The organism is Acinetobacter sp. 742879, assembly GCF_000588535.1.
Classification (GTDB): Bacteria; Pseudomonadota; Gammaproteobacteria; order Pseudomonadales; family Moraxellaceae; genus Acinetobacter; species Acinetobacter pittii.
The window spans coordinates 19,276-44,206 of the sequence record NZ_JFYC01000003.1 but is presented as its reverse complement, the minus strand read 5'-3'; the positions used below and the strand labels follow the sequence as shown (position 1 = coordinate 44,206).

At 37.1% G+C, this 24,931-nt stretch carries 26 protein-coding genes; 16 read left to right on the top strand and 10 right to left on the bottom strand.

Annotation, left to right across the window (positions count from 1 at the left end):
* Positions 1-2 precede the first annotated feature (2 nt).
* From J690_RS09585 to J690_RS09565, 5 genes are all read left to right on the top strand, one after another.
* Positions 3-1,238 carry a lactonase family protein gene (locus J690_RS09585; protein WP_032035483.1) on the top strand — a complete coding sequence of 412 codons (1,236 nt, stop codon included), beginning with the start codon at positions 3-5 and terminating at the stop codon, positions 1,236-1,238.
* Between the two features lie 134 nt (positions 1,239-1,372).
* Positions 1,373-1,735: a hypothetical protein gene (locus J690_RS09580; RefSeq protein WP_005068569.1), complete on the top strand. Its 363-nt coding sequence runs from the start codon at positions 1,373-1,375 to the stop codon at positions 1,733-1,735.
* A 253-nt stretch (positions 1,736-1,988) separates the two neighbouring features.
* Positions 1,989-4,628 (top strand): bifunctional aconitate hydratase 2/2-methylisocitrate dehydratase, encoded by a 2,640-nt coding sequence (locus tag J690_RS09575; RefSeq protein WP_032035482.1) that lies wholly within the window; start codon positions 1,989-1,991, stop codon positions 4,626-4,628.
* 229 nt (positions 4,629-4,857) lie between these two features.
* Positions 4,858-5,292: a hypothetical protein gene (locus tag J690_RS09570; protein WP_032035481.1), complete on the top strand. Its 435-nt coding sequence runs from the start codon at positions 4,858-4,860 to the stop codon at positions 5,290-5,292.
* Between the two features lie 116 nt (positions 5,293-5,408).
* The gene (locus tag J690_RS09565; protein WP_032035480.1) at positions 5,409-6,392 is read left to right on the top strand and encodes an ion transporter; all 984 of its coding nucleotides are present in this window, start codon (positions 5,409-5,411) and stop codon (positions 6,390-6,392) included.
* Positions 6,393-6,418: 26 nt separating this feature from the next.
* Here J690_RS09565 and J690_RS09560 read toward each other — a convergent pair whose 3' ends face one another.
* Positions 6,419-7,618 carry an MFS transporter gene (locus J690_RS09560; protein WP_031945008.1) on the bottom strand — a complete coding sequence of 400 codons (1,200 nt, stop codon included), beginning with the start codon at positions 7,616-7,618 and terminating at the stop codon, positions 6,419-6,421.
* A 212-nt stretch (positions 7,619-7,830) separates the two neighbouring features.
* On the opposite strand from J690_RS09560, the gene J690_RS09555 reads away from it, so the two are divergent.
* Positions 7,831-8,628 carry a DUF4198 domain-containing protein gene (locus J690_RS09555; protein WP_032005499.1) on the top strand — a complete coding sequence of 266 codons (798 nt, stop codon included), beginning with the start codon at positions 7,831-7,833 and terminating at the stop codon, positions 8,626-8,628.
* Between the two features lie 287 nt (positions 8,629-8,915).
* The gene (locus tag J690_RS09550) at positions 8,916-9,836 is read left to right on the top strand and encodes a LysR family transcriptional regulator (protein ID WP_032035479.1); all 921 of its coding nucleotides are present in this window, start codon (positions 8,916-8,918) and stop codon (positions 9,834-9,836) included.
* Between the two features lie 60 nt (positions 9,837-9,896).
* Here the strand turns inward: J690_RS09550 and J690_RS09545 are convergent, their stop codons facing one another.
* A complete protein-coding gene (locus J690_RS09545; protein WP_017480868.1) occupies positions 9,897-10,349 on the bottom strand; it encodes a DUF441 domain-containing protein in 453 nt (150 codons plus the stop codon).
* Positions 10,350-10,599: 250 nt separating this feature from the next.
* On the opposite strand from J690_RS09545, the gene J690_RS09540 reads away from it, so the two are divergent.
* Entirely contained in the window at positions 10,600-10,818 is a 219-nt protein-coding gene (locus J690_RS09540) for a hypothetical protein (protein WP_002122273.1), read from the top strand.
* A 102-nt stretch (positions 10,819-10,920) separates the two neighbouring features.
* On the top strand, positions 10,921-11,625 hold the full coding sequence (locus J690_RS09535) for a pseudouridine synthase (RefSeq protein ID WP_032035478.1): 705 nt from the start codon (positions 10,921-10,923) through the stop codon (positions 11,623-11,625).
* Here J690_RS09535 and J690_RS09530 read toward each other — a convergent pair.
* From J690_RS09530 to J690_RS09520, 3 genes are all read right to left on the bottom strand, one after another.
* Positions 11,618-12,061 carry a GNAT family N-acetyltransferase gene (locus J690_RS09530; protein ID WP_002122286.1) on the bottom strand — a complete coding sequence of 148 codons (444 nt, stop codon included), beginning with the start codon at positions 12,059-12,061 and terminating at the stop codon, positions 11,618-11,620. The two genes, J690_RS09535 and J690_RS09530, sit on opposite strands and share 8 nt — an antisense overlap.
* A 98-nt stretch (positions 12,062-12,159) precedes the next feature.
* A complete protein-coding gene (locus tag J690_RS09525; RefSeq protein ID WP_032035477.1) occupies positions 12,160-12,468 on the bottom strand; it encodes a type II toxin-antitoxin system RelB/DinJ family antitoxin in 309 nt (102 codons plus the stop codon).
* A 110-nt stretch (positions 12,469-12,578) separates the two neighbouring features.
* On the bottom strand, positions 12,579-13,487 hold the full coding sequence (locus J690_RS09520; protein WP_032035475.1) for a pseudouridine synthase: 909 nt from the start codon (positions 13,485-13,487) through the stop codon (positions 12,579-12,581).
* Between the two features lie 120 nt (positions 13,488-13,607).
* Between J690_RS09520 and tsaE the strand changes: the two genes are divergently transcribed.
* From tsaE to J690_RS09495, 5 genes are all read left to right on the top strand, one after another.
* A complete protein-coding gene (gene tsaE / locus J690_RS09515) occupies positions 13,608-14,081 on the top strand; it encodes a tRNA (adenosine(37)-N6)-threonylcarbamoyltransferase complex ATPase subunit type 1 TsaE (RefSeq protein WP_032035473.1) in 474 nt (157 codons plus the stop codon).
* Entirely contained in the window at positions 14,074-16,023 is a 1,950-nt protein-coding gene (gene mutL, locus J690_RS09510; RefSeq protein ID WP_032035472.1) for a DNA mismatch repair endonuclease MutL, read from the top strand. Before tsaE ends, mutL begins: the two co-directional genes overlap by 8 nt.
* A 6-nt stretch (positions 16,024-16,029) precedes the next feature.
* A complete protein-coding gene (miaA, locus tag J690_RS09505) occupies positions 16,030-16,974 on the top strand; it encodes a tRNA (adenosine(37)-N6)-dimethylallyltransferase MiaA (protein ID WP_032035470.1) in 945 nt (314 codons plus the stop codon).
* Between the two features lie 93 nt (positions 16,975-17,067).
* On the top strand, positions 17,068-17,580 hold the full coding sequence (gene hfq / locus J690_RS09500) for an RNA chaperone Hfq (RefSeq protein ID WP_002122267.1): 513 nt from the start codon (positions 17,068-17,070) through the stop codon (positions 17,578-17,580).
* 142 nt (positions 17,581-17,722) lie between these two features.
* A complete protein-coding gene (locus tag J690_RS09495) occupies positions 17,723-18,580 on the top strand; it encodes a DMT family transporter (RefSeq protein ID WP_032035468.1) in 858 nt (285 codons plus the stop codon).
* A 39-nt stretch (positions 18,581-18,619) separates the two neighbouring features.
* Here the strand turns inward: J690_RS09495 and nfsB are convergent, their stop codons facing one another.
* Positions 18,620-19,273 carry an oxygen-insensitive NAD(P)H nitroreductase gene (nfsB, locus tag J690_RS09490; RefSeq protein ID WP_017480875.1) on the bottom strand — a complete coding sequence of 218 codons (654 nt, stop codon included), beginning with the start codon at positions 19,271-19,273 and terminating at the stop codon, positions 18,620-18,622.
* Positions 19,274-19,412: 139 nt separating this feature from the next.
* Here nfsB and J690_RS09485 point away from each other — a divergent pair, with 139 nt between their 5' ends.
* A complete protein-coding gene (locus J690_RS09485; protein WP_032035466.1) occupies positions 19,413-19,643 on the top strand; it encodes a hypothetical protein in 231 nt (76 codons plus the stop codon).
* 7 nt (positions 19,644-19,650) lie between these two features.
* Here the strand turns inward: J690_RS09485 and J690_RS09480 are convergent, their stop codons facing one another.
* Together J690_RS09480 and J690_RS09475 are read right to left on the bottom strand one after the other, a co-directional pair.
* The gene (locus J690_RS09480) at positions 19,651-20,370 is read right to left on the bottom strand and encodes a UDP-2,3-diacylglucosamine diphosphatase (protein ID WP_032035464.1); all 720 of its coding nucleotides are present in this window, start codon (positions 20,368-20,370) and stop codon (positions 19,651-19,653) included.
* Positions 20,371-20,385: 15 nt separating this feature from the next.
* Positions 20,386-20,895 carry a peptidylprolyl isomerase gene (locus J690_RS09475; RefSeq protein WP_002122280.1) on the bottom strand — a complete coding sequence of 170 codons (510 nt, stop codon included), beginning with the start codon at positions 20,893-20,895 and terminating at the stop codon, positions 20,386-20,388.
* A 167-nt stretch (positions 20,896-21,062) separates the two neighbouring features.
* Here J690_RS09475 and J690_RS09470 point away from each other — a divergent pair, with 167 nt between their 5' ends.
* Positions 21,063-22,790, top strand: a complete 1,728-nt coding sequence (locus J690_RS09470) for a glutamine--tRNA ligase/YqeY domain fusion protein (RefSeq protein WP_017385407.1) — start codon at positions 21,063-21,065, stop codon at positions 22,788-22,790.
* Positions 22,791-23,216: 426 nt separating this feature from the next.
* Here J690_RS09470 and J690_RS09465 read toward each other — a convergent pair whose 3' ends face one another.
* On the bottom strand, positions 23,217-23,939 hold the full coding sequence (locus J690_RS09465) for a glutamine amidotransferase (protein WP_032035462.1): 723 nt from the start codon (positions 23,937-23,939) through the stop codon (positions 23,217-23,219).
* Between the two features lie 166 nt (positions 23,940-24,105).
* Complete coding sequence (eutC, locus tag J690_RS09460; protein WP_032035460.1) at positions 24,106-24,921, bottom strand: ethanolamine ammonia-lyase subunit EutC; 816 nt, start codon at positions 24,919-24,921, stop codon at positions 24,106-24,108.
* Positions 24,922-24,931: the final 10 nt, after the last annotated feature.

The window sequence follows — 24,931 nt, the reverse complement described above, 5'->3', positions numbered from 1 at the left end:
TAGTGAATATAGATACTTATGTTGAAATTAAAAATGGCAAGGAAAACGATATCAACGTTAAATATCGTGGCCTAATTCAAAAATTAACAGCAACATTGTCATTGACGCTTTTGTCATTTGGATCGTGCTCCACCGTAAATGCTGCACAACAACAAATTGCTTTAGTCGGAACATGGACATCAATTCCTAATGCACCGCTTGCGCAAAAACCAAAACAAGCCAGTGAGGGCTTGTACCAGCTTCAAGTGAATAAAGATGGAACTTTAACTCCTGTTAAAGTGTTGAAAATGAAAAGTCCTTCTTGGATTGTGAAATCGAAAGATGGCCGTTTTGCATATACCACTAATGAAGAAAACGAAGGTGCGGTGACCGCATTATCTATTCAAAATGGAAAGGTGGAAGTGTTGAATACAGTGGATAGTCATGGTGGACATCCAACACATGCAACAATTAGTTTAGATGGTAAGTTCCTGTTTGTGTCGAACTATTCTGCATTCGATAAAGGCCGTGGTGGGGTAGCTGTTTTGCCAATTTTGCCAAACGGTCATTTGGGCGAAAAAGTACAAAATATTGTTTTTGAGGAAGGTTCTGGCCACGTTAAAGGTCGCCAAGAAAGTGGACATGCTCATTCCACAACTTTTAGTCCGGATGGTAAGTATTTATATGCTAGCGATCTTGGAAATGACAAAGTCTATGCATTTCGTTATAACCCAAATAAGCCTCAGCCACTTGAAGCGGATACCAACCGCGATGTAACTTTTACACATGGTTCTGGCCCGCGTCATATGGTCTTTTCACCAAATGGCAAACATGTGTATGTTACCGCGGAAATGCGAAGTGAAATTGTGACATTTAACGTGCAAGATGGTCATTTGAAAAAAGTGGCCGAGCTAAAACTAATCCACGAGGACAAAACACCTGAATTTAAGAGTGCGAGTGGAATTATCCTTAGCCCAAATGGTAAATATGTGATTGCTGCCAATCGAGGTGCAGACAACAAACTTTTAGTATTTAAAATCCAACAGAATGGATTGCTAGCTAAGCCAGTTGTTTATAAAGCGAATGGTATTGAACCACGTGCTTTCTCATTCGATGCATCTGGTAAATATCTATATGTAACCAATGTTTATAGTAATAATATAAGTTTATTCCGTTTTGATGAAAAAAATGGGACCTTAAAACCAGCTGGTGATGCAGCAAAAATATCAACACCTACGGATATCAAATTCTTTAATTAATCCAAATCATGAAACTGGCATTTCTAATGCTTAATATAAAAGACCGAGATTTTGTTATCTCGGTTTTTTATAGCAGTTTTGGCAAAAACGATGATTTTCCGTATGATATGGACAGCAATAATTAGTGTAGTGAAATGATGAAAAAGATTTTATTGATTGCAATGAGTTTGCTCTTTGTTGGTTGTTCAGAAAAGAAACCATTAACACCAGAAGAGCAGTGGCATGGCTTTTGTACTAGCGTAGGAAATGCTGCAAGAAGTATTGTTTTTGATCGTCAGCAAGCAATTGAAAAAACACAGGCAGTTGAGCATGCAAATAAAATTGAAGATGAGATAACTAAAAAATTCATTCTTAATATTATTGAAAAAGTTTATGCGATTCCAAAAGAAGAACTGACAAAAGATCCTCAAGCAATTCAAGAAAAAGTTAGAAAGCAAATGATGGATGAGTGTTTGGCAACCCCTCATGACAAAATGCCAAAATATAAATCGTTTTAATTGTGGATGAGGTTATCGAATTTCTATCCAATCAAAGCTTAATTTGTTCAAAAAAAGCTCAATTTAGCCTAATATGCTCATTATTTAAACACAGGTATTTAGATACAAAATAATGGGCATCACGGAGAAACACCCCGCGCTCATTAACTTTTACCTTGAACTCTAGTAAACTTTTGTAGTCCATATTACTTGTGAAGCTTTTAAGAAAGCTGGAATTTGCAAGTAATTTTTCAAAAAAAGAGGAATGAACACCGTGCTAGAAGCTTACCGCCAACACGTTGAAGAACGTGCCGCACTCGGAGTCCCACCGAAGCCACTTGATGATGCTCAAACAGCTCAGCTTGTTGAACTATTAAAAAATCCACCAGCAGGCGAAGAAGCGTTCTTGGTAGATTTGCTTGAAAACCGTGTTCCTGCAGGTGTTGACCAAGCAGCTTACGTAAAGGCAGCGTTCTTGGCAGCGATTGCAAAAGGCGAAGCAACTTCACCACTCGTTTCTAAAGAACGTGCAGTTTACTTACTTGGTACTATGCTAGGTGGTTATAACGTAGCACCACTTGTTGAACTTCTTGACAATGCTGAACTTGCAGGCTTAGCTGCTGAAGCATTAAAGAAAACTCTTCTTGTATTTGATGCATTCCATGATGTAGCAGATAAAGCAAAAGCTGGTAATGAAGCTGCTAAAGCTGTTTTACAATCTTGGGCTGAAGCAGAATGGTTCACTAGCCGTCCTGACGTTCCAGAAGAAATCAAAATCACTGTGTTCAAAGTAACTGGTGAAACAAACACTGATGACTTGTCTCCAGCTCAAGATGCTTGGAGCCGTCCAGACATCCCATTACATGCAAATGCAATGTTGAAAAACGAGCGTGATGGTATCAACCCTGAAAAACCAGGTGAAGTTGGTCCATTAAGCCAAATTAAAGAACTTATCGCGAAAGGCAATCAAGTTGCTTACGTTGGTGATGTTGTTGGTACAGGTTCAAGCCGTAAATCTGCAACTAACTCTGTTCTTTGGTTCTTTGGTGATGAACTTCCACACATTCCAAACAAAAAAGACGGTGGTGTGTGCTTAGGTTCTAAGATCGCTCCAATTTTCTTCAACACTATGGAAGATGCAGGTGCATTACCTGTAGAAATCGACGTTGCTAACATGAACATGGGCGACGAAGTAGTATTGAAGATTGACCATGCTGCTGCAAAAGTAACTGCTTTTAAAGATGGCGTACAAATCTCTGAAGCAGAACTTAAAACTCCTGTACTTTTAGACGAAGTACGTGCTGGTGGTCGTATTAACTTGATCATTGGTCGTGGTTTAACTGCTAAAGCACGTGAAGAATTAGGTCTTGCACCATCTACATTGTTCCGTACACCAGTACAACCTGCTGACACTGGTAAAGGCTTCACACAAGCTCAAAAAATGGTTGGCCGTGCATGTGGTTTACCAGAAGGTCAAGGTATCCGTCCAGGAACTTACTGTGAACCTAAAATGACAACTGTTGGTTCTCAAGATACAACAGGTCCAATGACTCGTGACGAGTTAAAAGACTTAGCGTGCTTGGGCTTCTCAGCTGACTTAGTAATGCAGTCTTTCTGTCACACTGCTGCGTATCCAAAACCAGTTGACGTAACAACTCACCATACATTACCTGACTTCATCATGAACCGTGGTGGTGTATCTTTACGTCCAGGCGATGGTATTATCCACTCTTGGTTAAACCGTATGTTACTTCCAGATACAGTAGGTACTGGTGGTGACTCACATACTCGTTTCCCAATCGGTATTTCATTCCCAGCGGGTTCTGGTCTTGTTGCGTTCGCAGCAGCAACTGGTGTTATGCCACTTGACATGCCAGAGTCTGTACTTGTTAAGTTCAAAGGTAAAATGCAACCTGGTATCACTTTACGTGACCTTGTACATGCAATTCCTTACTACGCAATTCAAGCGGGTGATTTAACTGTAGAGAAGAAAGGTAAGAAAAATATCTTCTCTGGTCGTATCCTTGAGATCGATTTATCAGAAATGGAAAATGACTTGACTGTTGAGCAAGCATTCGAACTTTCTGATGCGTCAGCTGAACGTTCTGCTGCTGGCTGTTCAATCACACTTTCTGAAGAGAAAGTTGCTGAATACCTACGTTCTAACATCACGATGTTGAAGTGGATGATCGCAGAAGGTTATGGCGATGCACGTACACTTGCTCGTCGTGCTGAAAACATGCAGAAGTGGTTAGATAACCCAAGCTTGTTAAAAGCTGATGCTGATGCAGAATACCTAAAAGTTTACGAAATCGATCTAGCTGACATCAAAGAACCAATTCTTTGTTGCCCGAACGATCCAGATGACGCGAAACTTCTTTCTGACGTTCAAGGCGACAAGATTGATGAAGTATTCATCGGTTCTTGTATGACTAACATCGGTCACTTCCGTGCAGCTGGTCAGTTACTTGACAAAGTACCTGGTGGTTCATTGTCTACTCGTTTATGGTTGGCTCCACCAACTCGTATGGACGAGCACCAATTAATGGAAGAAGGTTTGTACAACATCTATGGCCGTGCTGGTGCACGTACAGAGATGCCGGGCTGTTCATTATGTATGGGTAACCAAGCACGTGTAGCGCCGAACACAACTTGTGTATCGACTTCTACTCGTAACTTCCCGAACCGTTTAGGTCAAGGCGCAAACGTTTACTTGGCGTCTGCTGAGCTTGCATCTGTAGCTGCGGTTCTTGGTAAATTACCAAGCCCAGAAGAATATCAACAGTACGCATCGCAAATCGACAGCGCTTCTGCTGACATCTACAAATACTTAAACTTCGACAAGATGAGCGAATATACTAAAGAAGCTGATCAAGTTGATACTAAAAAAATCCAAGCTGCTCAATTGACTTAATACGTCGATTTAGTACAAAAAAGGAGCTGATTATTCAGCTCTTTTTTATTTTAAATGAGACTTTGTAAATTATTAGACTTAGAAAATAATAAATAGATCAAATTTTATTTAATGAAAATGTAAAAATAAATATTACTCTAGATATTAAATTGATTTTTGTTTTAAAATATTTGAACGAACTTGAAAATAATTAAAAAAAATATGAGTATTTTATATAGGGAACTTAAGAATGCTAAAGACAATTGTTGAATTTAAATTTGATGATTATCAATTATATGACCAAAAAACTTATGCTGATGAAGGTGGTATTTTAGTTCAAAAAACTGAAGATATTGCACAATATATTTTTAGTATATTAAAGAATAGATATCATTTAAATGTAGAGTTATATAGTGAAAGCTGGGGGTGGGAAATTGAGATTCCCTTAGCTGAAATAACAATGTATCTCGGAATTAGTGTTTATGAAGAATATAGTAATGGATTCGCAATTTTTATTTCTCCAAATACTCCGATTTTAAGAAAATTTCTATTTAGAAAAATTGATATTACTCATCATATTATGGTGTTGCAAAATTATATAAATATTATCTTAAAATCGCATCCAGGCATCTTCGATGTGATGTGGTGGGAAGAGAATGAATTTCGATGTGTAGCCACGAATTGATGAAAAAAATTAAGGCTTAAATCTTGGGGTAAGTAAAACAAAAATTGTTAAAGACTATATTGGTGAATAGAGGCGATGAGCTTACTATATCTACAATATTAAGTGGTCAGATCAATATGCATAATTCAGCTTGGAAGGGATTACGTAAGTTTTTTTATAATAATCTTCACAACCATGACTATGAAACGACGGTAAGTAAATGCATTAACTATTTTTTAGTTATTTTAATTATTGGTAACGTTGCTGCTGTTTTATTGGAAACGGTAAATGATTTGTACTCAAATTATCGTATTTGGTTTGACTACTTTGAGAATGTTTCAATCGCAATTTTTAGTATTGAGTATTTATTAAGGTTGTGGAGTGTTGCAGATCGAGATACGACACAATCCGCATGGAAAACTCGCTTGAATTGGATGAAAAGTGGGGAAGCAATTATTGATTTGATGGCAATTTTGCCAGCTTACCTGAATTTCTTTGTACGAATCGATCTTCGTATGCTTCGGATTTTACGTTTACTTCGTTTATTAAAATTAACACGTTATTTTATCTCGCTACAGATATTGTTATGCGTGATTAAACGTGAGAAGGGCTCTTTTCAAGCAGTTATCTTTATTTTAATTATCATGATTATTATGACTGCTTCTGGAATTTATGTGGTTGAAAACAAAGCTCAGCCAGAAGCTTTTAGTTCAATACCTAAATCTATGTGGTGGGCAGTGGTTACCTTAACTACAGTGGGGTATGGCGATGTCACTCCTGTAACTAGCCTAGGAAAGTTATTAGGGGCGCTTATTACTATTTTAGGTGTGGGTATTGCAGCATTGCCTGCTGGTATTTTGGCGTCTGGACTTGCAAATGAGCTTAATCAACGGAATCAGAGACTAGAGCAAGAGTTTCGTGAGCTACTTCAAGCACGAGGTATTGATATTTTACATGATGAAATTGAAATAGAGCGGGTCCGTCAAAAAGTAGGATTGCCAAAAGAGCAAGCGCATAACCTGATTATTCAAATTATGCGTGAAAAAGTATTAGAGGAAGAAGAGACGGTTCGAGAGAAAAAATGTTATTGCCCGCACTGTGGTGGAAAGTTAACTGATTAGAAGTAATAAGTTAGCCTTTTCTTTAATTAAGCTTTTTTGTTAGCTTTTTCTACTGCAAATGCGATAAGTAAAATAATCAGACCGCCAAGGCTTAAAACAAAACCTACCCAGATTGGAGCGATCCAACCCATTTGGTGGCTGAGTACCCAGCCCCCTAAGAATGCACCTAATGCATTGGCCATATTAAATGCAGAGTGGTTGAGTGAGGCAGCTAAAGTTTGGGCGTCACCTGCGACATCCATTAGACGAGTTTGTAATGCTCCACCTAACCCCATTACCGTGAGACCAATTAAGAATAAAGATGCGATGGCAGTATAGATATTACTCATTAAAAAACTAGCGACAACAAAAGCGATAGCTGAGCTAATTAATACACCCACTATAGTTTTGTTGAGGTTCTTATCTGCAAGCCATCCTGCCGCTAAACCACCAATAACCATACCTATACCCCAGATAGCTAAAGCGATAGGAACGATTTGGATATTAACTTCTGTGTATTCAGTCAAAATTGGTGAGACATAGCTATAAACTGAAAACATGCCTCCAAAACCGATTGCACCCACTGCTAGTGTTAACCACATGTTGATATTTTTAAGGCCAGCTAATTCAGTTTTTATACTGGCAGTAGCTTGAACTGGGATATTGGGTACAAAGAAGCCTACAGCAATTAAAGTGACGAAAGCAATAGTTGCTGAAAACTCAAAACCTGCTCTCCAACCAAAGTTTTGGCCTAACCAAGTTGCTAGAGGAACTCCAATTACTGTTGCCACCGTAAGGCCCATCATCATTTGGGCAACTGCAGAAGCTCTTCTTGACGGACCCGCTAGTTCAGCTGCAACTAACGCACCGACTCCAAAATATGCTCCGTGTGGTAAACCTGCAATGAAACGTGAGACTAGAACAGTTTCAGGTGTATGAGCTAAAGCAGTACAGGCATTCGCAACACCATAAAACAGCATTAAGCCGAGCAATAAAGTTTTTCTAGGTACTTTGGCTCCGAGAATAGCGATGATAGGAGCACCAATAACTACACCCAATGCATAAGCACTAATAAAGTGACCAGCTTCAGGTACTGTAATATTTAAATTATTTGCAATTTCCTGAATTAGTCCCATTGCGACGAATTCAGTGGTTCCAATACAAAAACCACCTACAGCGAGTGAGAAGATTGCTAAAAAGAGAGAGTAATGTTGAGGTGTGGAAAGAGGAGATTGCGGGGACGCCATAATAAGTTAAAGGAAGACACAAAAAGAGGAGTATAAGGGAAAAGAGAACAGAATAATAAAAAACTAAAATATTGAGGGAAAGTTTGCGTATTTCTTTTTTAGTAAAATTAAATTTATTAATGATAATAAGAATTATTTTTATTTGTGTATACTATATCCGCTTATATTTTGTCTGAAATTTTTAACTTTGCGTATAACAGGATTTTGTAATAATGAATAGATTTCTAATGACGTCACTTGCATTGATATGTACAACAGGCTTTGCTCATGAACCTTATGTAGCTCCTGTAGCTTATAAAACTGAACAGACTCAAGTACCCGTAATTGCTGGTTATGCGGAAGAAGCATTAAATAGTGAATATGCTTTAAAGGATGCTAAGCTTACTGTAATTACACCTAAAAATGAGCTTAAAACCATCAATTCAGAAGCCCTGCATAAGTCTGCTACTGTTTTTGATGTAGATCTACCTGAAGAAGGCACATACATTGTTCAAACTCAGGCAAGTTATCCTTTGAAATATGTATACGACCAAAAAGCATGGCATTTATTTTTTGATATGCCAGCTGATAAAGCTCCACCGAAAGCAGAACGTGAATATTTGATTCCGACTGACCTTAAAACAAAAACAATTAAAACAGAACAAGTAACACGTGAGTGGATATTGCAGAGTTATCTTTCTAAAGGAAAAGTTTCAGATATTCAACTTCCGAATACACCGATTAAAGTTAGTTTCTCTGTACATCCTAACCAGATTAAAGCTGTTCAACCTGTTAAATTAACCATAACTGAAAAAGGACATCCTTTAGCTTATGCTGAAGTGAATTTAAGAGAAAAGGGTGCAACTGACAAGCAAGCGCAGCAGTTTAAGGCGGGAGGCAACGGTCAAGTCGAACTTACGTTTCCAAAAGTTGGAGAGTACCTAGTAGAAGTAACAGCTCCTCTAAATTTGAAATTAAAACCTAAAGATCAGAGCTATACGATTATTAGCTTAAATGTTTTAGCGCAATAGTTTTTAGTGTTTTAAAAAATAGGTCTTTATTAGGCCTATTTTTAGTTTTCATATTCTTACTCATTAAAAAAACTTCATTAAAACGTTTAATTTCACTTTAGTTTCAGAGGAAACAAAAATTCATTGCAAGTAAAAGATAATGAAATAAAATTCATGTTGAGACAAACTAACTAATTTTATGTTAAAGTGAATAAAATTCATTAATAAAGATTTGTCGAAAGTTTTATGGAAAAGCAAAGATGAGCTTTATCCATTTATAGATAAATCTGTTTTTTAGGCTTGGGCCCATGTTAGAAATACGCCACCTTAAAACTTTAGTTGCTTTACGTGAGCATGGTTCATTAGTTTCCGCAGCTAATGACCTTTGTTTGACGCCATCTGCTATTTCCCATCAATTAAAAGAATTAGATCATTGGTACGGGGTGGAAGTAGTTAATCGTCGAAGTAGACCTGTTAGTTTTTCTAATGTTGGACAGCGCTTATTAAAATTGGCTGATGATGTTTTACCACAAATCCAGATTACACATAGTGATATCACACGCATTGTGCATGGACAGACAGGTAGAATTATTTTTTCATCGGAATGCCATAGTTGCTTTGACTGGTTAATGCCTTTATTAAATCAGTATCGCCAGCAATATCCTGACGTCGATTTAGACTTTGCATCAGGTTTTGAAGCCAATCCGCATGAACTCTTACAAAATGCAGAATTTGATTTACTGATTACAGCTGATCCAATTGCGTTAAAAGGAATTGAGTATTTTCCGATTTTTGAATATGAGTCACGGTTAGTCTTATCAAATACTCACCCTTTGGTGCGGGCTGAAAATATTACAGTTCAAGAGTTGGCCGAAGAAGTTTTAATTACTTATCCGGTTGATAAGCACCGTTTAGATATTATGTCTAAACTTTTCATCCCCGCGAATATTCAGCCTAAACAAATACGGATAACAGATTTAACTCAAATGCTTATTCAACTCGTTGCAAGTGGACGAGGTATTGCTGCTTTACCTGATTGGGTAGTCAATGAATATGAACAAAAGGGATGGGTTACTAGTCGTCGTTTAGATTGTGTTTCTCCTACAGGTTTAAGACGAACTTTATATGCAGGCTACCGAACTGAAGAAAAAGAGAAAAGTTATTTTGAAGGCTTTTTAAAGCAGTTGGAAAAGTTCTCTTTAAAACGAAACGCCTATTATTCTGGCTAAAAAATAATTTAGCCTAAGTCTTAAAAAGGTGCTTTATTGCACCTTTTTCATGTTGATTTTTTATTTGCCAATAAATAAAGAGAGTAAGCCTGCTGCAATTAGAGGACCGACTGGTACACCACGGAGTAAGGCGACGCCAGCAACTGTACCAATGAGTAAACCTGCAACCACGTCAGGTTGGCTCGACATTAGTTTTACTCCGCGACCACCTAGCCAGGCGACTAACAGGCCAATTGCGATAGCCATAATAGACTTAACACTAATAAAGGATTTTAAAATACTCTCTCCACTGAGTTTCCCACTGGCAATTGGAGTGAGTACGCCAATGGTTAAAATAAGAATTCCTAAATTAAGACCATGAGCTTGAATATAAGGGAAAAACTCATTTAATGGTGTGATTTTAACGACAATCAATACACCTGCTGCAATAGTTACAGCTGCATTTTGACTTAATAAGCCGCAGACAAGCAGAACGAGTAGAACAACTAAATTAACATCAAATTGGGCAAGCATGGCGAGCGGAGGGCGTTATAAATAAATGGAATTGTATAATATTTAAGAGTTGGAATGTGAAAGCTTTAAAAGATACAGCTGATTTCAGCTCTTCTTAATTAAAAATTGAGTGTATATCTCTCAATGATAAGGAGTTTTAATTTTTGGTTACGCTTGGACACAATGTTATATAAATTAACAAGTTAAAAATTATAGTGTTTAAAAATTATGATATAAAAATAATCATTACTCATGAGTACGGGATATTTTTATGGACATTATAGATATCAAGATCAAAGATCAGTTTGATAAGATTCATGATGCAAAAGCACAACTAAAGAAAAATTTAGTGGAACATGAAAATGAATCTTTAAAACTAAGCCAACGTATTGAGCATATTATTGTTGATAATGAAATTATTTTGCCTACTACAGAATTATTATTTGAAAGCGAACAGAACGAAAATATTTATCGAGTCGTTGAAGAGTAAGGTTGCGAGCTAGTTCAAGTAGATGAAAACAGTAGCGAGTAGTGTTTAGTAAAAAATGGAAACTACGTTAAAATAACAGCTTAGTTCTAATGAGAAAACTTCATGCTGCTGGAAAAAATTTTACAATCACAAGGGTTTGGTTCTCGTAAATATTGTCAGCAGTTAATAAAAAACGGATCTGTAAGTATTGATGGAGAGGTTGTAAGTGACCTTAAAAAGCAATTCTCTCCAGAAAATTTAGAATTTTCTCTTTTTGGGGAAACTTATCAATATCGAGAAAAAGTTTACCTTGCGTTAAAGAAACCGAAAGGTTTTGAATGTTCACACCAACCTCACCATCATCAAAGCGTATTTAGCCTTTTACCCGAAATTATGATTCAACGTGGTGTGCAAGCCATTGGCCGTCTAGATCAAGATACAACAGGCTTACTTTTACTTACTGATGACGGTAAATATCTTCAAGCTTTAACTCATCCCCGTAAGCATGTTCCAAAGGTTTATCATGTTACGACTATAGATCCGGTTACACCAGAGCAAATTGAAATGCTGAGCCAAGGTGTAAGCCTACATCAGGAAAAAGGTGTTTTCGCTGCAACGGATGTAGCGATATTAGAAACGCATCAATTAACCATGACGATTCATCAAGGTGTTTATCATCAAGTAAAAAGAATGATTGCAGCTGTGGGAAATAAGGTAGAAGCATTACATCGCCATCAAGTCGGGCAATTGGTTTTACCTGAACTTGAAGATGGAGAATGGGTTTATTTATCTGAACAACAAAAACAGCTCGCTCAAAATATCATTTGAGAAAACAATGGAAGGTTTGGAACTCACTATCTCGAATAAATCCCATTTGTTCATATAGGCGATGAGATTCATGATTGTTACTTTGAGTTTCCAAACTAATCCGCAAAGCATTCTCTTGCTTTGCAAATAAGATTGCTGTATCGATTAGCTGTTTAGCAGAACCTTGACGACGAAAAACGGGCGTAACATATACATCATCTAAAATATAATAAGTGGAACAAGCAACTGAAGAAAAACCTAAATAGAGTAAAATAAAACCCGTAATTTTATCGTCTTTAATATGAATGAAGAACACACTTTCTCTATTCTCAAAACGTTGTTTTAGGAAGTGAAGGGATTCATTAAAATTAGAAGAGGCCCCATAAAATTGGCGATATTCATCAAATAAAACGGCGAGTTGCTCTAAGTCTTCAAAAGTCGCTCGTCTAACGATCATTTGGCACTCCTTGTAACTTATCATTATGTTTTTACAAAGAGAGCATAACGAAAAAAAGAGCTTTTTGACGTTAAAACTTGTTTATAAATGCAACAGTGTTAAGTTTTGTCGCTTTCACCAAGAAGTGCATTAAGTTCTTCAAATAGATCTTCATGGTCATCATCTTCAGCTAAAGTTGATGAATTTGGGTTTAATGAAGATGCTTTTGCTTTTCTCAGTTTTAATAATTGTTCCATATTAATATTCTGATTTTCGATCGCAAAAGGAATAGATTTAGTTAATACGACCTGTTTAAAAAAAAGTCGTACTGCTTGGGCAGGGGTAATTCCCAGTTGTTTAAAAACAGCAAAAGCCTGCTTTTTTTCTTGGGAGTCAAGTCGAACCTGATAAACTTCTGTTTTTCGCATGAATAACAAAACCAAATGATTTTAATTTTTAGGAATTTATTTTAAACCATCGCAATGTAATTTCAATGCTTTTCGGCATAAAAAATAATCTTTTTGTCATTACGATTACATTACAATGTCAATTCAAACTCGGAATTAAAAGACATTCCCTCTTTTGTGAGGGGGTCTGTAAATGAAATATGCTTAGCCAGAAGCTGTAATGGTTCCGAGAAGTCATCGTCAGCTTTGTGCTGAACTACGGGATAAAATGGATCATTTTTAATCGGAATTTCTAAGTAATTAAGATGCACGCGAAGTTGGTGCTGTTTGCCCGTTGTCGGTGTTAAGCGATATTTTGCCCAAATCTGGTTATGCTCGATAAGCTCAATATCAGTCTGGGTATTGGCTTTTGCATTTTCTATAACTTGCATAGTGTAAAAAGGATGACCTTTATCTAAATGCAAGTGTAATGTCTGAGGAAAATTTAAATCTTTTTTATAAGGTGCAACAGCGTGATAAATTTTATTGACTTGGCGCTCTGCAAATAATTGTTGGTAAAGACCACGCGACTCAACCCGTTTGCAAAATAGAACAATACCAGCAGTTTCACGATCTAGACGATGAATAGGGGTTAAAAATTCATTTCCTGTTTGTTTTTTTAGCCGCACTAAAAGCGTTTCTTGAACATATTGTCCAGTCGGGCTAATAGTTAAAAAATGGGGTTTATCGATCACCAGTAGATCATCATTCTCAAATAAAATTTGATGCTCAAAAGGCACATGTGGTTCATATGCAAGAAAGCGATAATAAAAAATATGGGTGTTGCCTACATAGGGACTGGTTAAAGTTAATTTATCTCCATTTGCGGCATATATAAGGCCGTCCTGAAATCTTTGCTTCCACTCATCTGTTCTAATATGTGCAAAGTGACCACATAGATACTCATAAATCGTTTGAGTATCTTTTTGTGGAGGAAGATAGACTTGACTCGCACTTACTCCATCAATCATGGGCGGCAGAAATTCGTTCGGACTAGACATAAAAAAGTGTAAATATGTAAGAAAATTGATATAAAAAAAGCCAACTTCTAGGGCTTAAGTAGGCTTTTAAGGCAGGGCAATGTTATCATATCGATTATTTTGAATCATGTTATGTGTGCTATGTCGTATTCATTGAAATTGGTCTTAAATCATGAAGAAGATACTGAGCGTCTAGCTCGAGCTTTGGCGCAGCATGTTCAGTCGGGTGTAATTTATTTAATTGGGGACTTAGGTGCGGGTAAAACCACACTTACGCGTTATTTCTTGCAAGCTTTGGGCCATAAAGGTTCTGTTAAAAGCCCAACTTATACGCTCGTTGAACCATATAAAATTAATGATAAAGAAATTTTTCATTTTGACTTATATCGTTTGAATGATCCCTATGAACTTGAATTAATGGGAATCCGTGATTATTTAGATATCACAGATGCGTTATTTTTATTTGAATGGCCCTCTAAAGGTGGTAATAAAATCCCAAAAGCCGATATCATCATTGACATTCAAAAGTCAGATGATGAGTTGACTCGTTTAGTAACCTTAACTTTACCAACAGAAAATTTATACCAGACTTTGCAGGAACAGCTTCATGACTGATGAAAAGCTAACACAACGTCGTATTCATACATTAGACGCAGCGTTAGCGAACCAGATTGCAGCAGGTGAGGTGATTGAGCGTCCTTCTTCTGTGGTCAAAGAATTATTAGAAAACTCAATTGATGCAGGTGCAACTGAGCTGATTGTACGGATTGCTCAAGGTGGTTCGACTTTAATCGAAATCATTGATAATGGGCATGGTATTCATCCGGATGATTTAGCGCTTGCTGTCATGCGTCATGCCACAAGTAAGATTAAAACTGCTGAAGATTTACATGCGATTGTGAGTTTGGGGTTCCGTGGGGAAGCCTTAGCTTCGATTGCTGCTGTCTCAAGATTGACTTTGACCAGTAGCCAAGATGAAAGTGGTATTGGTCATCAAGTTGAAGTAAACGGTACAGCATTTGATCATCAAGAAGTACAAGCTGTTGCAGCGCAAAAGGGCACCCATATTCGTGTTCAGGATTTATTTTTTAATGTTCCTGCACGCCGTAAATTCTTAAAAAAACCAACTACAGAATTTGGTCATATTGAAGAGATTGTTCGCCGTCTAGCCCTAACACATTTCGATATACGTTTTGTGCTTGAACATAATGATAATATAAGAATTAATTTACCTATAGCGGATAGCGGAGAGCTACGTTTTCAGCGAGTTCAGCAATTATTAGGCTCACAATTTGTTCAAAATGCATATTGGATTGATGCTGAAAGTATTAGTATGCGTTTATCAGGTTGGCTTGGTCATCCTTCAGATGCACGTGCACAGGCTGATATGCAATATGTCTATGTAAATGGTCGTATTGTCAAAGATAAAACGATTTCGCATGCGCTACGCATGGCCTATGACGGTATTTTACATGGTCATCAACATTCATCTTATTTACTTTTTTTAGAAGTTGACCCTGAAAATATTGATGTCAATGTCCATCCTACTAAACATGAGATTCGATTTTTAAATCAAAGAGAAGTGCATGAGTTTGTAAGACATTATGCAAAAGAAACTCTCGCACAATTTCAGACAGCGAGTGCTGATCTAGCTCAAGCGATGAAAGCAGATGAAAGCTCAGATTATTCAGTGCAGCCACTGCCCAAATATCAAGAACAATTTTCATTGCACCGCGCAAATGAAACTTTAAATTCAGACAGTGAAGCACGAACTCAGCATGCACCGACAGAATTATTAACCGATTTTAACGCTAGTCGTCCGCAAGCTGTTCACTATGCAGATCAAACACCAAAATATAATGGTTCTGCTCAATTAAATAATGCTTTAAAAACTTATTTAGCCCCACTTCGCGACCAACCTACTAGTTTTTCGGTAAATGAGGATGTTGAGCCAGTTGCTAAAGTAGATGAATTTCCGTTAGGTATCGCAATTGCTCAACTGCATGGAATTTATATTTTAGCGCAGAATACCGAAGGGCTTATTATTGTTGATATGCATGCGGCACATGAACGTATTTTATTACAGCAAATGAAAAACGCTTGGGATAAACCTGAATTTTGGACATCTCAGCAATTGCTTATACCTAAGGTGATTTCCATTAGCCGTATGCAAGCCGTTAGGTTAGAGGAGTTAAAACCTCAGCTCGAGCGCTTAGGTCTGGAAATTGATTTATATGGTGATGAGCAAGTTATTGTTCGCGGTGTGCCAGCCATATTACAAAAAGCTGATTTTGAAAATCTTATTCCAGAGCTTTTAAATGATTTAGATCCAAATGATGAAGCACAAGGATTACTTCAAAAAAGAGATGAGTTGTTAGCTGGAATGGCATGTCATGGAGCCGTACGTGCACATCGACAACTTAGTCTTTCAGAAATGAATGCTTTACTTCGTCAAATGGAACAAACCGAATTTGCGAGCCAATGTAACCATGGGCGGCCAACTTGGCGTGCATTCCCATTATCTCAATTAGATAAATTATTTGCTCGAGGAGAGTAGTTTTACATGTCAAATCAATTGCCCGTCATCAATTTAATGGGACCAACTGCGAGCGGAAAAACCGCTTTGGCATGTGAATTATACGAGCGTGGAAATTTTGAGCTAATTTCTGTTGATTCCGCTCTTGTCTATAAAGATATGGATATTGGTACGGCTAAACCAACTCGTGAAGAGCAAGAACTCTATCCTCATCATCTTATTGATATTATTACTCCTCTGGAAGTCTATTCAGCTGCTCAGTTTGTTGAAGATGCATGTAAATTGATTGATGAAATGCATTCACGTGGCAAAACTCCTATTTTAGTAGGAGGGACAATGTTATATTTCAAGGCACTGTTAGAAGGATTGTCTGGTAATTTACCAAGTGCTGATACTCAAGTTCGGGCAGCCATTGAAGAAAAGGCTCTAAATGAAGGATGGCAGGCAGTTTATGATGAGTTGGTTTCTGTAGATCCTGCTGCCGCTATAAAGTTTAATGTAACTGATAAGCAAAGAATTATTCGGGCACTGGAAGTTTATAAAATTACGGGTGAACCAATTACTAAATTGCAGGCAGAACAACCAAAAAACGTACCATATCGATACATATTTCATAACTACGCTTTACTTCCGGATCGGGTAGAATTACATCAACGCATTGAGCAAAGATTAAGCAAAATGTGGGATATCGGTTTTTTGAGTGAAGTTGAATCTCTAATTGAAAAATACGATTTAGATGAAAATTTACCCTCAATGCGTTCGGTGGGTTATCGACAAGCACTAGAATTTCTATTAAAAAGTGATCTAAGTCTCAAAAGTAAACGTGAAATGGAGGATAAAGCTTTATTTGCAACACGACAACTTGCCAAACGTCAATATACGTGGTTACGTTCTTTGCAAGAAATACACGATTTTAAAACTTACTTGACGATAAAGCAGGCGAAAGAAGACTTGCGAAACTCTTATGGATAAAGCAAAATTTGCACACTGTCTTTTTATAATTTTTAGTTGAAAAATAAAGATAGTTTTTTTGCGCTGATTTAAAAATTTTTTTTGGAGTTAAAAATGTCTAAAGGTCAAACTTTACAAGATCCGTTCTTAAATTCTCTCCGTAAAGAACGTATCCCTGTTTCTATTTTCCTTGTGAACGGTATTAAATTACAGGGTCATATTGAATCTTTTGACCAATATGTTGTTTTATTAAAAAATACTGTAAGTCAAATGGTTTACAAACACGCGATTTCAACTGTTGTTCCAGCACGTAACCCTCGTCCAGCAGGCGCTCAAGGTACAGGCTTCCCAGCACAAGGCGGCACTCAAGGCGGTTTTGGTGGTCAAGGTAGCGGCTTTGGCGGAGGTCAAGGCGGTGGCTTCGGTGGCGCTCAAGGCGGCTTCGGTGGCGCTCAAGGTGGCTTCGGTGGTCAAGGTGGCTTCGGTGGTCAAGGTGGCTTCGGTGGTCAAGGTGGCTTCGGTGGTCAAGGCGGTTTCGGTGGTCAAGGTGGTTTCGGTGGTCATCAAGGTGGTTTTGACAACGATTCTAAATTTGAAGATGGTCAAGACGACGAAAATAATCGTTAATTGAAATCTTAAAAAAGAAACCAGTCAGACAATGACTGGTTTTTTTATGTGTATTTAAAAGTTGATTCAGAATATTTAACTGGTCATGGAGAATGATCTGCCATGATGACTAATTTTATTTAAATAAATAGGGCTTTAATGAATGCTATTAATATTAGCTGCTGCTTTTAGCAGCGTCTTGGTATCTATCCTATTAAAAAATTTAAAGAGAAAAGGTTATCAACCACTACAAATGATTGCATGGAACTATGCAAGCGCAAGTCTTCTTTGTTTTTGGTGGTTTCAGCCTGATATTCAACATGTTTCAATACAACATACTCCTTGGTGGTTAATCTTTGCTTTAGGAATAATTTTACCTAGTATTTTTTTATGTCTTGCTAAATCATTAGAGTATGCAGGAATTGTGAGAACCGAACTTGCACAGCGTCTTTCAGTTGTTCTTTCCTTACTTGCGGCATATTTCTTTTTTCATGAACAATTTAATACCTTAAAACTGTGGGGTGTAGGCCTAGGGATTTGTGCGGTCTTACTCGTATTATTTGGGCAAATAAGTTCTTCAGCAAATCACCAATCTCGAAAAGCGATCTTTGCTCTTTTAAGTGTATGGTGTGGTTATGCAGCAGTAGATATTCTCTTGAAATATACAAGTAGTTTAGGTCTGCAGTTTACACTTACTTTAAATCTTATTTTTATTACTGCTTTTATATTGTCGATTTCATATTTATTGCTACAGAAGACTCAAAAGTGGCAGTTTAAAAGTACGATAGCTGGGTTAATATTAGGAATACTCAATTTTTCAAATATTGCTTTATATGTAAAAGCTCATATTCTTTTAAAAGATTCTCCTGCAATTGTTTTTGCGAGCATGAATATTCTTGTTGTGTTATTGGGAATTTTAAGCGGAGTGATTTTATATAAAGAAAAATTAAAATGGCCTACCATTTTGGGGATTCTTTTAGGAATAAGTGGAGTAGTTTGTTTAGCTAGCGCAATGGTTTGATAGTTCAAGAGAATAGAATCTCTTGAACTATAGAGATTTTTATAAATATGTGAAAATCACTTCATCTGGCAGACGTGATTTAGGAAGCTTAGCATTAAAGTCATTTTCACTACGATAGCCTAGAGAAACAATCACAGAGCTTCGTAAGCCTTTTTCAGTTAACCCGAGCTCAGTATTTAGAACTTCTTCATCAAAGCCACCCATTGGAGTCGCATCAATGCCTTCTAAGCCAGCAGCAAAGAGTAGCTGTCCTAAAGCAATGAATGTTTGATTTTCCATCCACCCGAATAAATTCTTCTGTTCATTTCGGTAGAACTCGACGTAGCCATGGCGAGTATCTTTTTGGCCTAATTTTGCTTTTTCATCTTTAAAACGGCCACTTAAATCATCTTGCTCAAGTAGTTGATTTAAGTACTCAGATGTAATATCCGTTTTTGTACAGAATACAAGTGTATGTGATGACTCAAGCACTTTAGGAGCATTGTAAGCATACTTTCCTGTTAATGCTTTTGCGATTCGTTCTTTAGCTGCAAGATTGTCTGCAACTACAAAGTGCCAAGGCTGAATATTTACTGAAGAAGGGGTAAAACGTAAAATTTCTAATAATTTATTAATTTTTTCTTGAGGAATTTTCTTTTCAGAATCATATGCTTTTGTTGTATAGCGGCTTTTAACAGAATTCAATAAGTCCATAGCTGTGCTCCATATCAATCTTATGGCAATTGAGAGAATTTAATCTTTGCCATCATACGCTATTTTATTCAAAAACATTTCGTATATAGTTTGATAAAGAAATATAATGTTTATATAAAGTTTTAGTAATCTATTGAAAATGATTGATTTAATGCCAACAGATGCGAAGAGTAAGCTGCGGGAAATTAGAATTGTTAAAACTTTTATTATTTTTGCATTGGTTTTGAGTCTTCTGATTTTATACATCGAGTATCAAAAGTATGGACATATAAACTGGAAATTTGTATTTATTGCCAGTATATGTGTGATTTACGATTTTGATTTAAATAACAAAATTAAAGAATTGAAAGTTCAAATAAAAAGTTACTAACTTCTAACTAATAATTCCAGATAATCAATTCAAGTTGTTGCATATTTGAAGACGGATCAATTTCTAAAATATAAGCTTGATCTTCACGCCAATCGCCAAGAACAATTCGTTGTTTAGCTTGTACTTGGTGAATTGCAGGGCGATGGGTATGCCCATGAATCAGTATATCTGCATCCTCTAAAGCAGAAATAACAGCTTGTTCATTCACATCCATAATTTCATAGCTTTTTTGCTGTTTATCAGCGGAGCTTCTTTTTCGAAAGCCATTAACCAGTTTGGTTCGAAAACTCAGTGGTGTACGACGTAAAAGAGCAACTAAGAGCGGATTTCGAATAATCTTCTTAAATCTTTGATAAGAAATATCATCTGTACATAGGGCATCACCGTGTTCTAAACGGTACTGATGTCCAGCAATATTAAGATAATAAATGTCGGGTAGTAATACACCGTTAAATTTATTAAGGAAAATCTGATTTAAAGCAAAATCACGGTTACCTACTTGGAAGTAAACCCGATTTCCTTTTTTGTTAAAGTCTTTTAATGCCTCAACAATTTCATCAAGCCATGGTGCTGAGTAATCATCGCCAATCCAAGCGTTAAACCAGTCACCTAGAATATAAAGCTGTGTTTGTTTATTTTGATAATGCACCAATAAATCTAAAAACCCTCGAACAAGTCGAGGGTGTTCAGGTGACAAGTGTAAATCAGAGATAAACAGATAAGTCACAGCTTATTCCTAAAATTATTCAGAAATAATTTTAGCAGATTCGATTACAACGTTTTCTAAAGGAACGTCAGCGTGGTAACCACGGTTGCCAGTGCGAACGCCTTTGATCGCTTCAACAACATCCATACCTTCAACAACTTTACCAAATACAGCATAACCCCAACCTTGAGCAGTTTTAGAGGTATGGTTTAAGAAAGAGTTGTTTTTTACGTTAATGAAGAACTGTGCAGAAGCAGAGTGAGGTGCTTGAGTACGTGCCATAGCAATCGTACCAACATCATTGCTTAAACCATTGTCAGCTTCGTTTTCGATAGAATCACGAGTTGCTTTTTCTTTGAAGTTTTCATCCATCCCGCCACCTTGGATCATGAAACCATCAATGACACGGTGGAAAATAACGCCGTCATAAAAACCGTCACGTACATATTCTAAAAAGTTTGCTACTGTTTTTGGTGCTTTTTCAGTATTTAGTTCAAGAACAATACGACCTTTATTGGTGTTTAATTCGACTTGAGGAAAACTCATTACATTAATCTCCTAAACATGGGCTTATGACCATGGGTTTTTGGTTGAGAGAAGCATAAGCAAACTGTAAACTACAAGGCAAGTAAAAAACGTTAAAATCTTTGTGAAAAATGAAGATAGCGTTTAAATTTTTCGAAATTTATCTACAAAGAAGTGATTGATACACTATGAAGCCTAATGATGTTGTCTCGAGCCTGCCTAATAACCCGACACCGAATACTCATGCCTCTGTCGATTCTGCGCAGCAAGAACAACAGGCTGGCTTAGATTTTGTTCGCCAAGTCATTACTGATGATTTGGCTACGGGACGTGCAAAGCAGATCGTAACGCGTTTTCCACCAGAACCAAATGGTTATTTACATATTGGCCATGTAAAAGCAATTTGCTTAAACTTTGGTGTGGCTGAAGAATTTGATGGTTTGTGTAATTTGCGTTTTGACGATACAAACCCTGATGCTGAAGAACAAGAGTATGTTGACGGTATTGCGAATGATGTGAAATGGCTTGGTTTTAACTGGAATGGTGAACCACGCTATGCATCGGGTTATTTTGATCAATTATATGCATGGGCAGTTCAACTTATTGAACAAGGCGATGCATATGTAGATTTACAATCTCCAGAAGAAATTAAGTTAAACCGCGGTAGCTTTGTTGAGCCAGGTAAAAACTCCCCATACCGTGATGCTTCTATTGAAGAGAATCTTGCTCGCTTTGAAAAAATGCGTAGCGGTGAGTTTAAAGAGGGTGAAGCGGTTTTACGTGCCAAGATTGATATGGCAAGTACAAATGTACATATGCGTGATCCGATTTTATATCGCGTATTACATTCAGAGCATCATCAAACTGGCGATAAATGGAAAATCTACCCAATGTATGACTATGCTCATCCATTGTCTGATGCCATTGAAGGAATTACCCATTCGCTTTGTACATTAGAATTCCAAGATCACCGTCCGTTTTATGACTGGATTGTTGAAAAAGTAAAATCTAAAGCTGTTCCACATCAGTACGAATCTTCACGTTTAAACGTGGATTACACCATTACGTCAAAACGTAAATTACGTAAATTGGTGGAAGGTGCGTATGTAAATGGTTGGGATGACCCACGTATGCCAACCGTAGTCGGTATGCGCCGTCGTGGTTTTACTCCTGAAGGCTTACGTGATTTTTGTAAGCGTGTAGGCGTGTCAAAAACTGACGGTATTGTTGATGTTGCAATGCTTGAGTTCTGTATTCGTCAATCTTTAGAAAATACTGCTGCGCGTGGTATGGCTGTTTTAAGTCCACTTAAAGTGACTTTAACTAATTTACCTGAAGATATGGATCTTACGCATGCTCGCCATCCTAATGTTGATATGGGTGATCGTGTGATTCCTTTAACTAAGGAAATCTATATTGATCGTAAAGATTTTGAAGAAGTACCGCCAAAAGGCTTTAAACGTTTAATTCCTGACGGTGAAGTGCGTTTACGTCATGCTTACGTGATTAAATGTGATGAAGTCATTAAAGATGCAAATGGTGAAGTGATTGAACTGAAATGTTCAATTGACCCTGAAACTCTAGGAAAGAATCCGGAAGGCCGCAAGGTTAAAGGCGTGATTCACTGGGTATCTGCAACTAAAGGGATTCCTGCTGAAGTGCGTATTTACGATCGTTTGTTTACTGAAGCTGCACCTGATGCAGATGATGACTTCTTGGCAAATCTTAATCCTGAATCATTAAAAGTGGTACAAGCTGTCATTGAGCCAGCTTTGGCACAAGCGAATCCTGAAGATCGTTTCCAATTTGAGCGTGAAGGCTATTTCGTTGCTGATCAATATGATCATTCACCAGAGAAACCGGTTTTCAACCGTATTCTTGATTTGAAAGATAGTTTCAAGCCTGAGAAAAAGTAAGAGATTGATTATCTCTTACTTTTTCGCAAGACGAACAACATGTTGTGAGTAAACAGCAGATTTAAAAAAGCCCAACTCAGTTGGGCTTTTTATTTAGATGTCTTCTCATATTTTCTTTTTCTTTATGATTAATATCCTTGGCAAATTAGCTTAGGTTGGATTAATCACATAAAAATAAAGAACCAAGATTATAAGGAGAATACATGAAAGCAATAAATAAGTATTGACCGTATTAAAGCTTTTAAGAAATTTCCAGATATCCATAGTAAATCAACGTATATTTTGTGTTACAAATTAATAATACACTGAAAATTTTATTAAATGTTTGTTAAAGGCGAATATAGCACTCTCTTTGTTTGAAAAATAAGCAAGCAATCATACCAAATGGTAAAATTTAGTATCCGCGAACATTAGAATCTTTATAGTTTATCCACCATAACCAATTCTTTTTAAGAATTTTTGAATAACATCAAAAGCAGCATGTTCGAGATTTTGAGCATATTGCTGATTTTCTTCGCGAAGTTTTGGAATTGAAATATTTGCATGGCGAAGTTCACATGTATGACCAATGAGCCATTTCTCAAAATTTTCTTCTGTTGTTTCAATATGAAACTGCAACGCGAGAATATTATTTCCAACTTCAAATGCTTGATTGGTATAAATCTCTGAACTAGCTAATAACACCGCGTTTTCAGGGAGGTCGAAAGTGTCACCATGCCAATGTAGAACATGGACATTATTAAGCAAAGCAGATAATACCTGATTAGCGCGTAAGCTTAAGCTGAGTGGACCCCAGCCAATTTCTTTTTGATGTCCTGCATATACTTTTGCACCAAGCGCATGAGCAATAAGCTGTGCACCCAAACAAATACCAAGTGTAGGTTTATCTGCTGCTAAACGTTGTTTAAGTAAGGCAATTTCATCTTTTAAAAATGGATAATCTTCAGTTTCATAAACCCCGATTGGGCCACCTAAAATAATAGTTAATCCATCGTGTGCAAAAGCAGCAGTTAAATCATCTACACCTGCTTCAAAATAACGAACGCGAAATCCGAGTTGATAAAAGACATCTTCTAATGAACCTAAGTCTTCGAAAGCAAGATGCTGAATGGCATAAATAGTTTTAGGGAAGGCGTTTGTTGTGTTCATACAAATGATTCATAGAAGATCAATAGATGGAGTATAGCGATAAATATAAAGAAGAAAATATCTGTATAAATCGTCAATACCTGAAAATTGATATTTTTCGTTAAGATAATATTGTTATGCGAAGGATTATCTATTTTTTAATAAATCTCTTTGCATATTCCATTGCCTAAAATAATAGCTTTTGAGTTTCTGCAAAATCTATATTTGAAAGTTGATGCTCATCTTTTAGATTAACTCCTGAGAAACCAAGTTGTTTGGATTTTTTCATTAAAGCGATTAAACGTTGTACTGCAACTGGAATACTTAAACCTGCTGAGCGAACATTAGAAATACAATTACGTTTGGCATCGAGGCAGCCTGAATATGCATTCCATGTGTAGTAAATTCCCATACTGTCAGGAGAGCTTAAACCAGGGCGCTCACCGATTAGCATCACAAGCATGGATGCTTTAAAGATTTCTGCGACTTCATCACCTAATGCAACCCGACTGCCTGTCGCAATTGCAATGGGTGCAAGAGTCCAGTTTTCTTGCTGAATTTGTTCATTCAGCATTGTAATGAATGGGATCGCATTTGCTTCAATCGCTCTTGCGGAGAGACCGTCACCGACCACAATACAAACATCATACTGTTGCGTGTTTTCTGCATATTTCTTAATTAAGGCTTCTTTTGATGGGTTTGAAAGCTGACGACCTAAATCTGGACGTTTAAGATAAATTTCTTTATTAGGTGCATTACTTTGTACATGAAGACTTTGCAGCTGCCGTTGTGCTAATTGCTCCGAGAGGTAGGAAACATCCATGTCTTGATAAACTGCATCTTTTGCTTGTGCATGCGACAACTGAAATTCAAGTAAGGCTCGTGTTGGGATACTACAACCCGCACGGCCCAGAGCAATACGAGCATCAGTAAACTGTTTAAGTTTTTCCCACTGATCTTGATGGGTAGAAGATGGATATTGAATATCACGGTTCAGTTTCATGGTGTTCTCC

Bases quoted from the DNA above. Each gene is read 5' to 3' on its own strand.
- J690_RS09580 (WP_005068569.1), top strand. From the start codon at position 1,373: ATGATGAAAAAGATTTTATTGATTGCAATGAGTTTGCTCTTTGTTGGT.
- hfq (WP_002122267.1), top strand. From the start codon at position 17,068: ATGTCTAAAGGTCAAACTTTACAAGATCCGTTCTTAAATTCTCTCCGT.
- J690_RS09565 (WP_032035480.1), top strand. From the start codon at position 5,409: ATGCATAATTCAGCTTGGAAGGGATTACGTAAGTTTTTTTATAATAAT.
- J690_RS09560 (WP_031945008.1), bottom strand. From the start codon at position 7,618: ATGGCGTCCCCGCAATCTCCTCTTTCCACACCTCAACATTACTCTCTC.
- J690_RS09485 (WP_032035466.1), top strand. From the start codon at position 19,413: ATGATTGATTTAATGCCAACAGATGCGAAGAGTAAGCTGCGGGAAATT.
- nfsB (WP_017480875.1), bottom strand. From the start codon at position 19,273: ATGGACTTATTGAATTCTGTTAAAAGCCGCTATACAACAAAAGCATAT.
- J690_RS09550 (WP_032035479.1), top strand. From the start codon at position 8,916: ATGTTAGAAATACGCCACCTTAAAACTTTAGTTGCTTTACGTGAGCAT.
- J690_RS09495 (WP_032035468.1), top strand. From the start codon at position 17,723: ATGCTATTAATATTAGCTGCTGCTTTTAGCAGCGTCTTGGTATCTATC.
- J690_RS09540 (WP_002122273.1), top strand. From the start codon at position 10,600: ATGGACATTATAGATATCAAGATCAAAGATCAGTTTGATAAGATTCAT.
- J690_RS09555 (WP_032005499.1), top strand. From the start codon at position 7,831: ATGAATAGATTTCTAATGACGTCACTTGCATTGATATGTACAACAGGC.
- J690_RS09535 (WP_032035478.1), top strand. From the start codon at position 10,921: ATGCTGCTGGAAAAAATTTTACAATCACAAGGGTTTGGTTCTCGTAAA.
- tsaE (WP_032035473.1), top strand. From the start codon at position 13,608: ATGTCGTATTCATTGAAATTGGTCTTAAATCATGAAGAAGATACTGAG.
- J690_RS09545 (WP_017480868.1), bottom strand. From the start codon at position 10,349: ATGCTTGCCCAATTTGATGTTAATTTAGTTGTTCTACTCGTTCTGCTT.
- J690_RS09520 (WP_032035475.1), bottom strand. From the start codon at position 13,487: ATGTCTAGTCCGAACGAATTTCTGCCGCCCATGATTGATGGAGTAAGT.
- J690_RS09525 (WP_032035477.1), bottom strand. From the start codon at position 12,468: ATGCGAAAAACAGAAGTTTATCAGGTTCGACTTGACTCCCAAGAAAAA.
- J690_RS09530 (WP_002122286.1), bottom strand. From the start codon at position 12,061: ATGATCGTTAGACGAGCGACTTTTGAAGACTTAGAGCAACTCGCCGTT.
- mutL (WP_032035472.1), top strand. From the start codon at position 14,074: ATGACTGATGAAAAGCTAACACAACGTCGTATTCATACATTAGACGCA.
- miaA (WP_032035470.1), top strand. From the start codon at position 16,030: ATGTCAAATCAATTGCCCGTCATCAATTTAATGGGACCAACTGCGAGC.
- J690_RS09475 (WP_002122280.1), bottom strand. From the start codon at position 20,895: ATGAGTTTTCCTCAAGTCGAATTAAACACCAATAAAGGTCGTATTGTT.
- J690_RS09570 (WP_032035481.1), top strand. From the start codon at position 4,858: ATGCTAAAGACAATTGTTGAATTTAAATTTGATGATTATCAATTATAT.
- J690_RS09470 (WP_017385407.1), top strand. From the start codon at position 21,063: ATGAAGCCTAATGATGTTGTCTCGAGCCTGCCTAATAACCCGACACCG.
- eutC (WP_032035460.1), bottom strand. From the start codon at position 24,921: ATGAAACTGAACCGTGATATTCAATATCCATCTTCTACCCATCAAGAT.
- J690_RS09465 (WP_032035462.1), bottom strand. From the start codon at position 23,939: ATGAACACAACAAACGCCTTCCCTAAAACTATTTATGCCATTCAGCAT.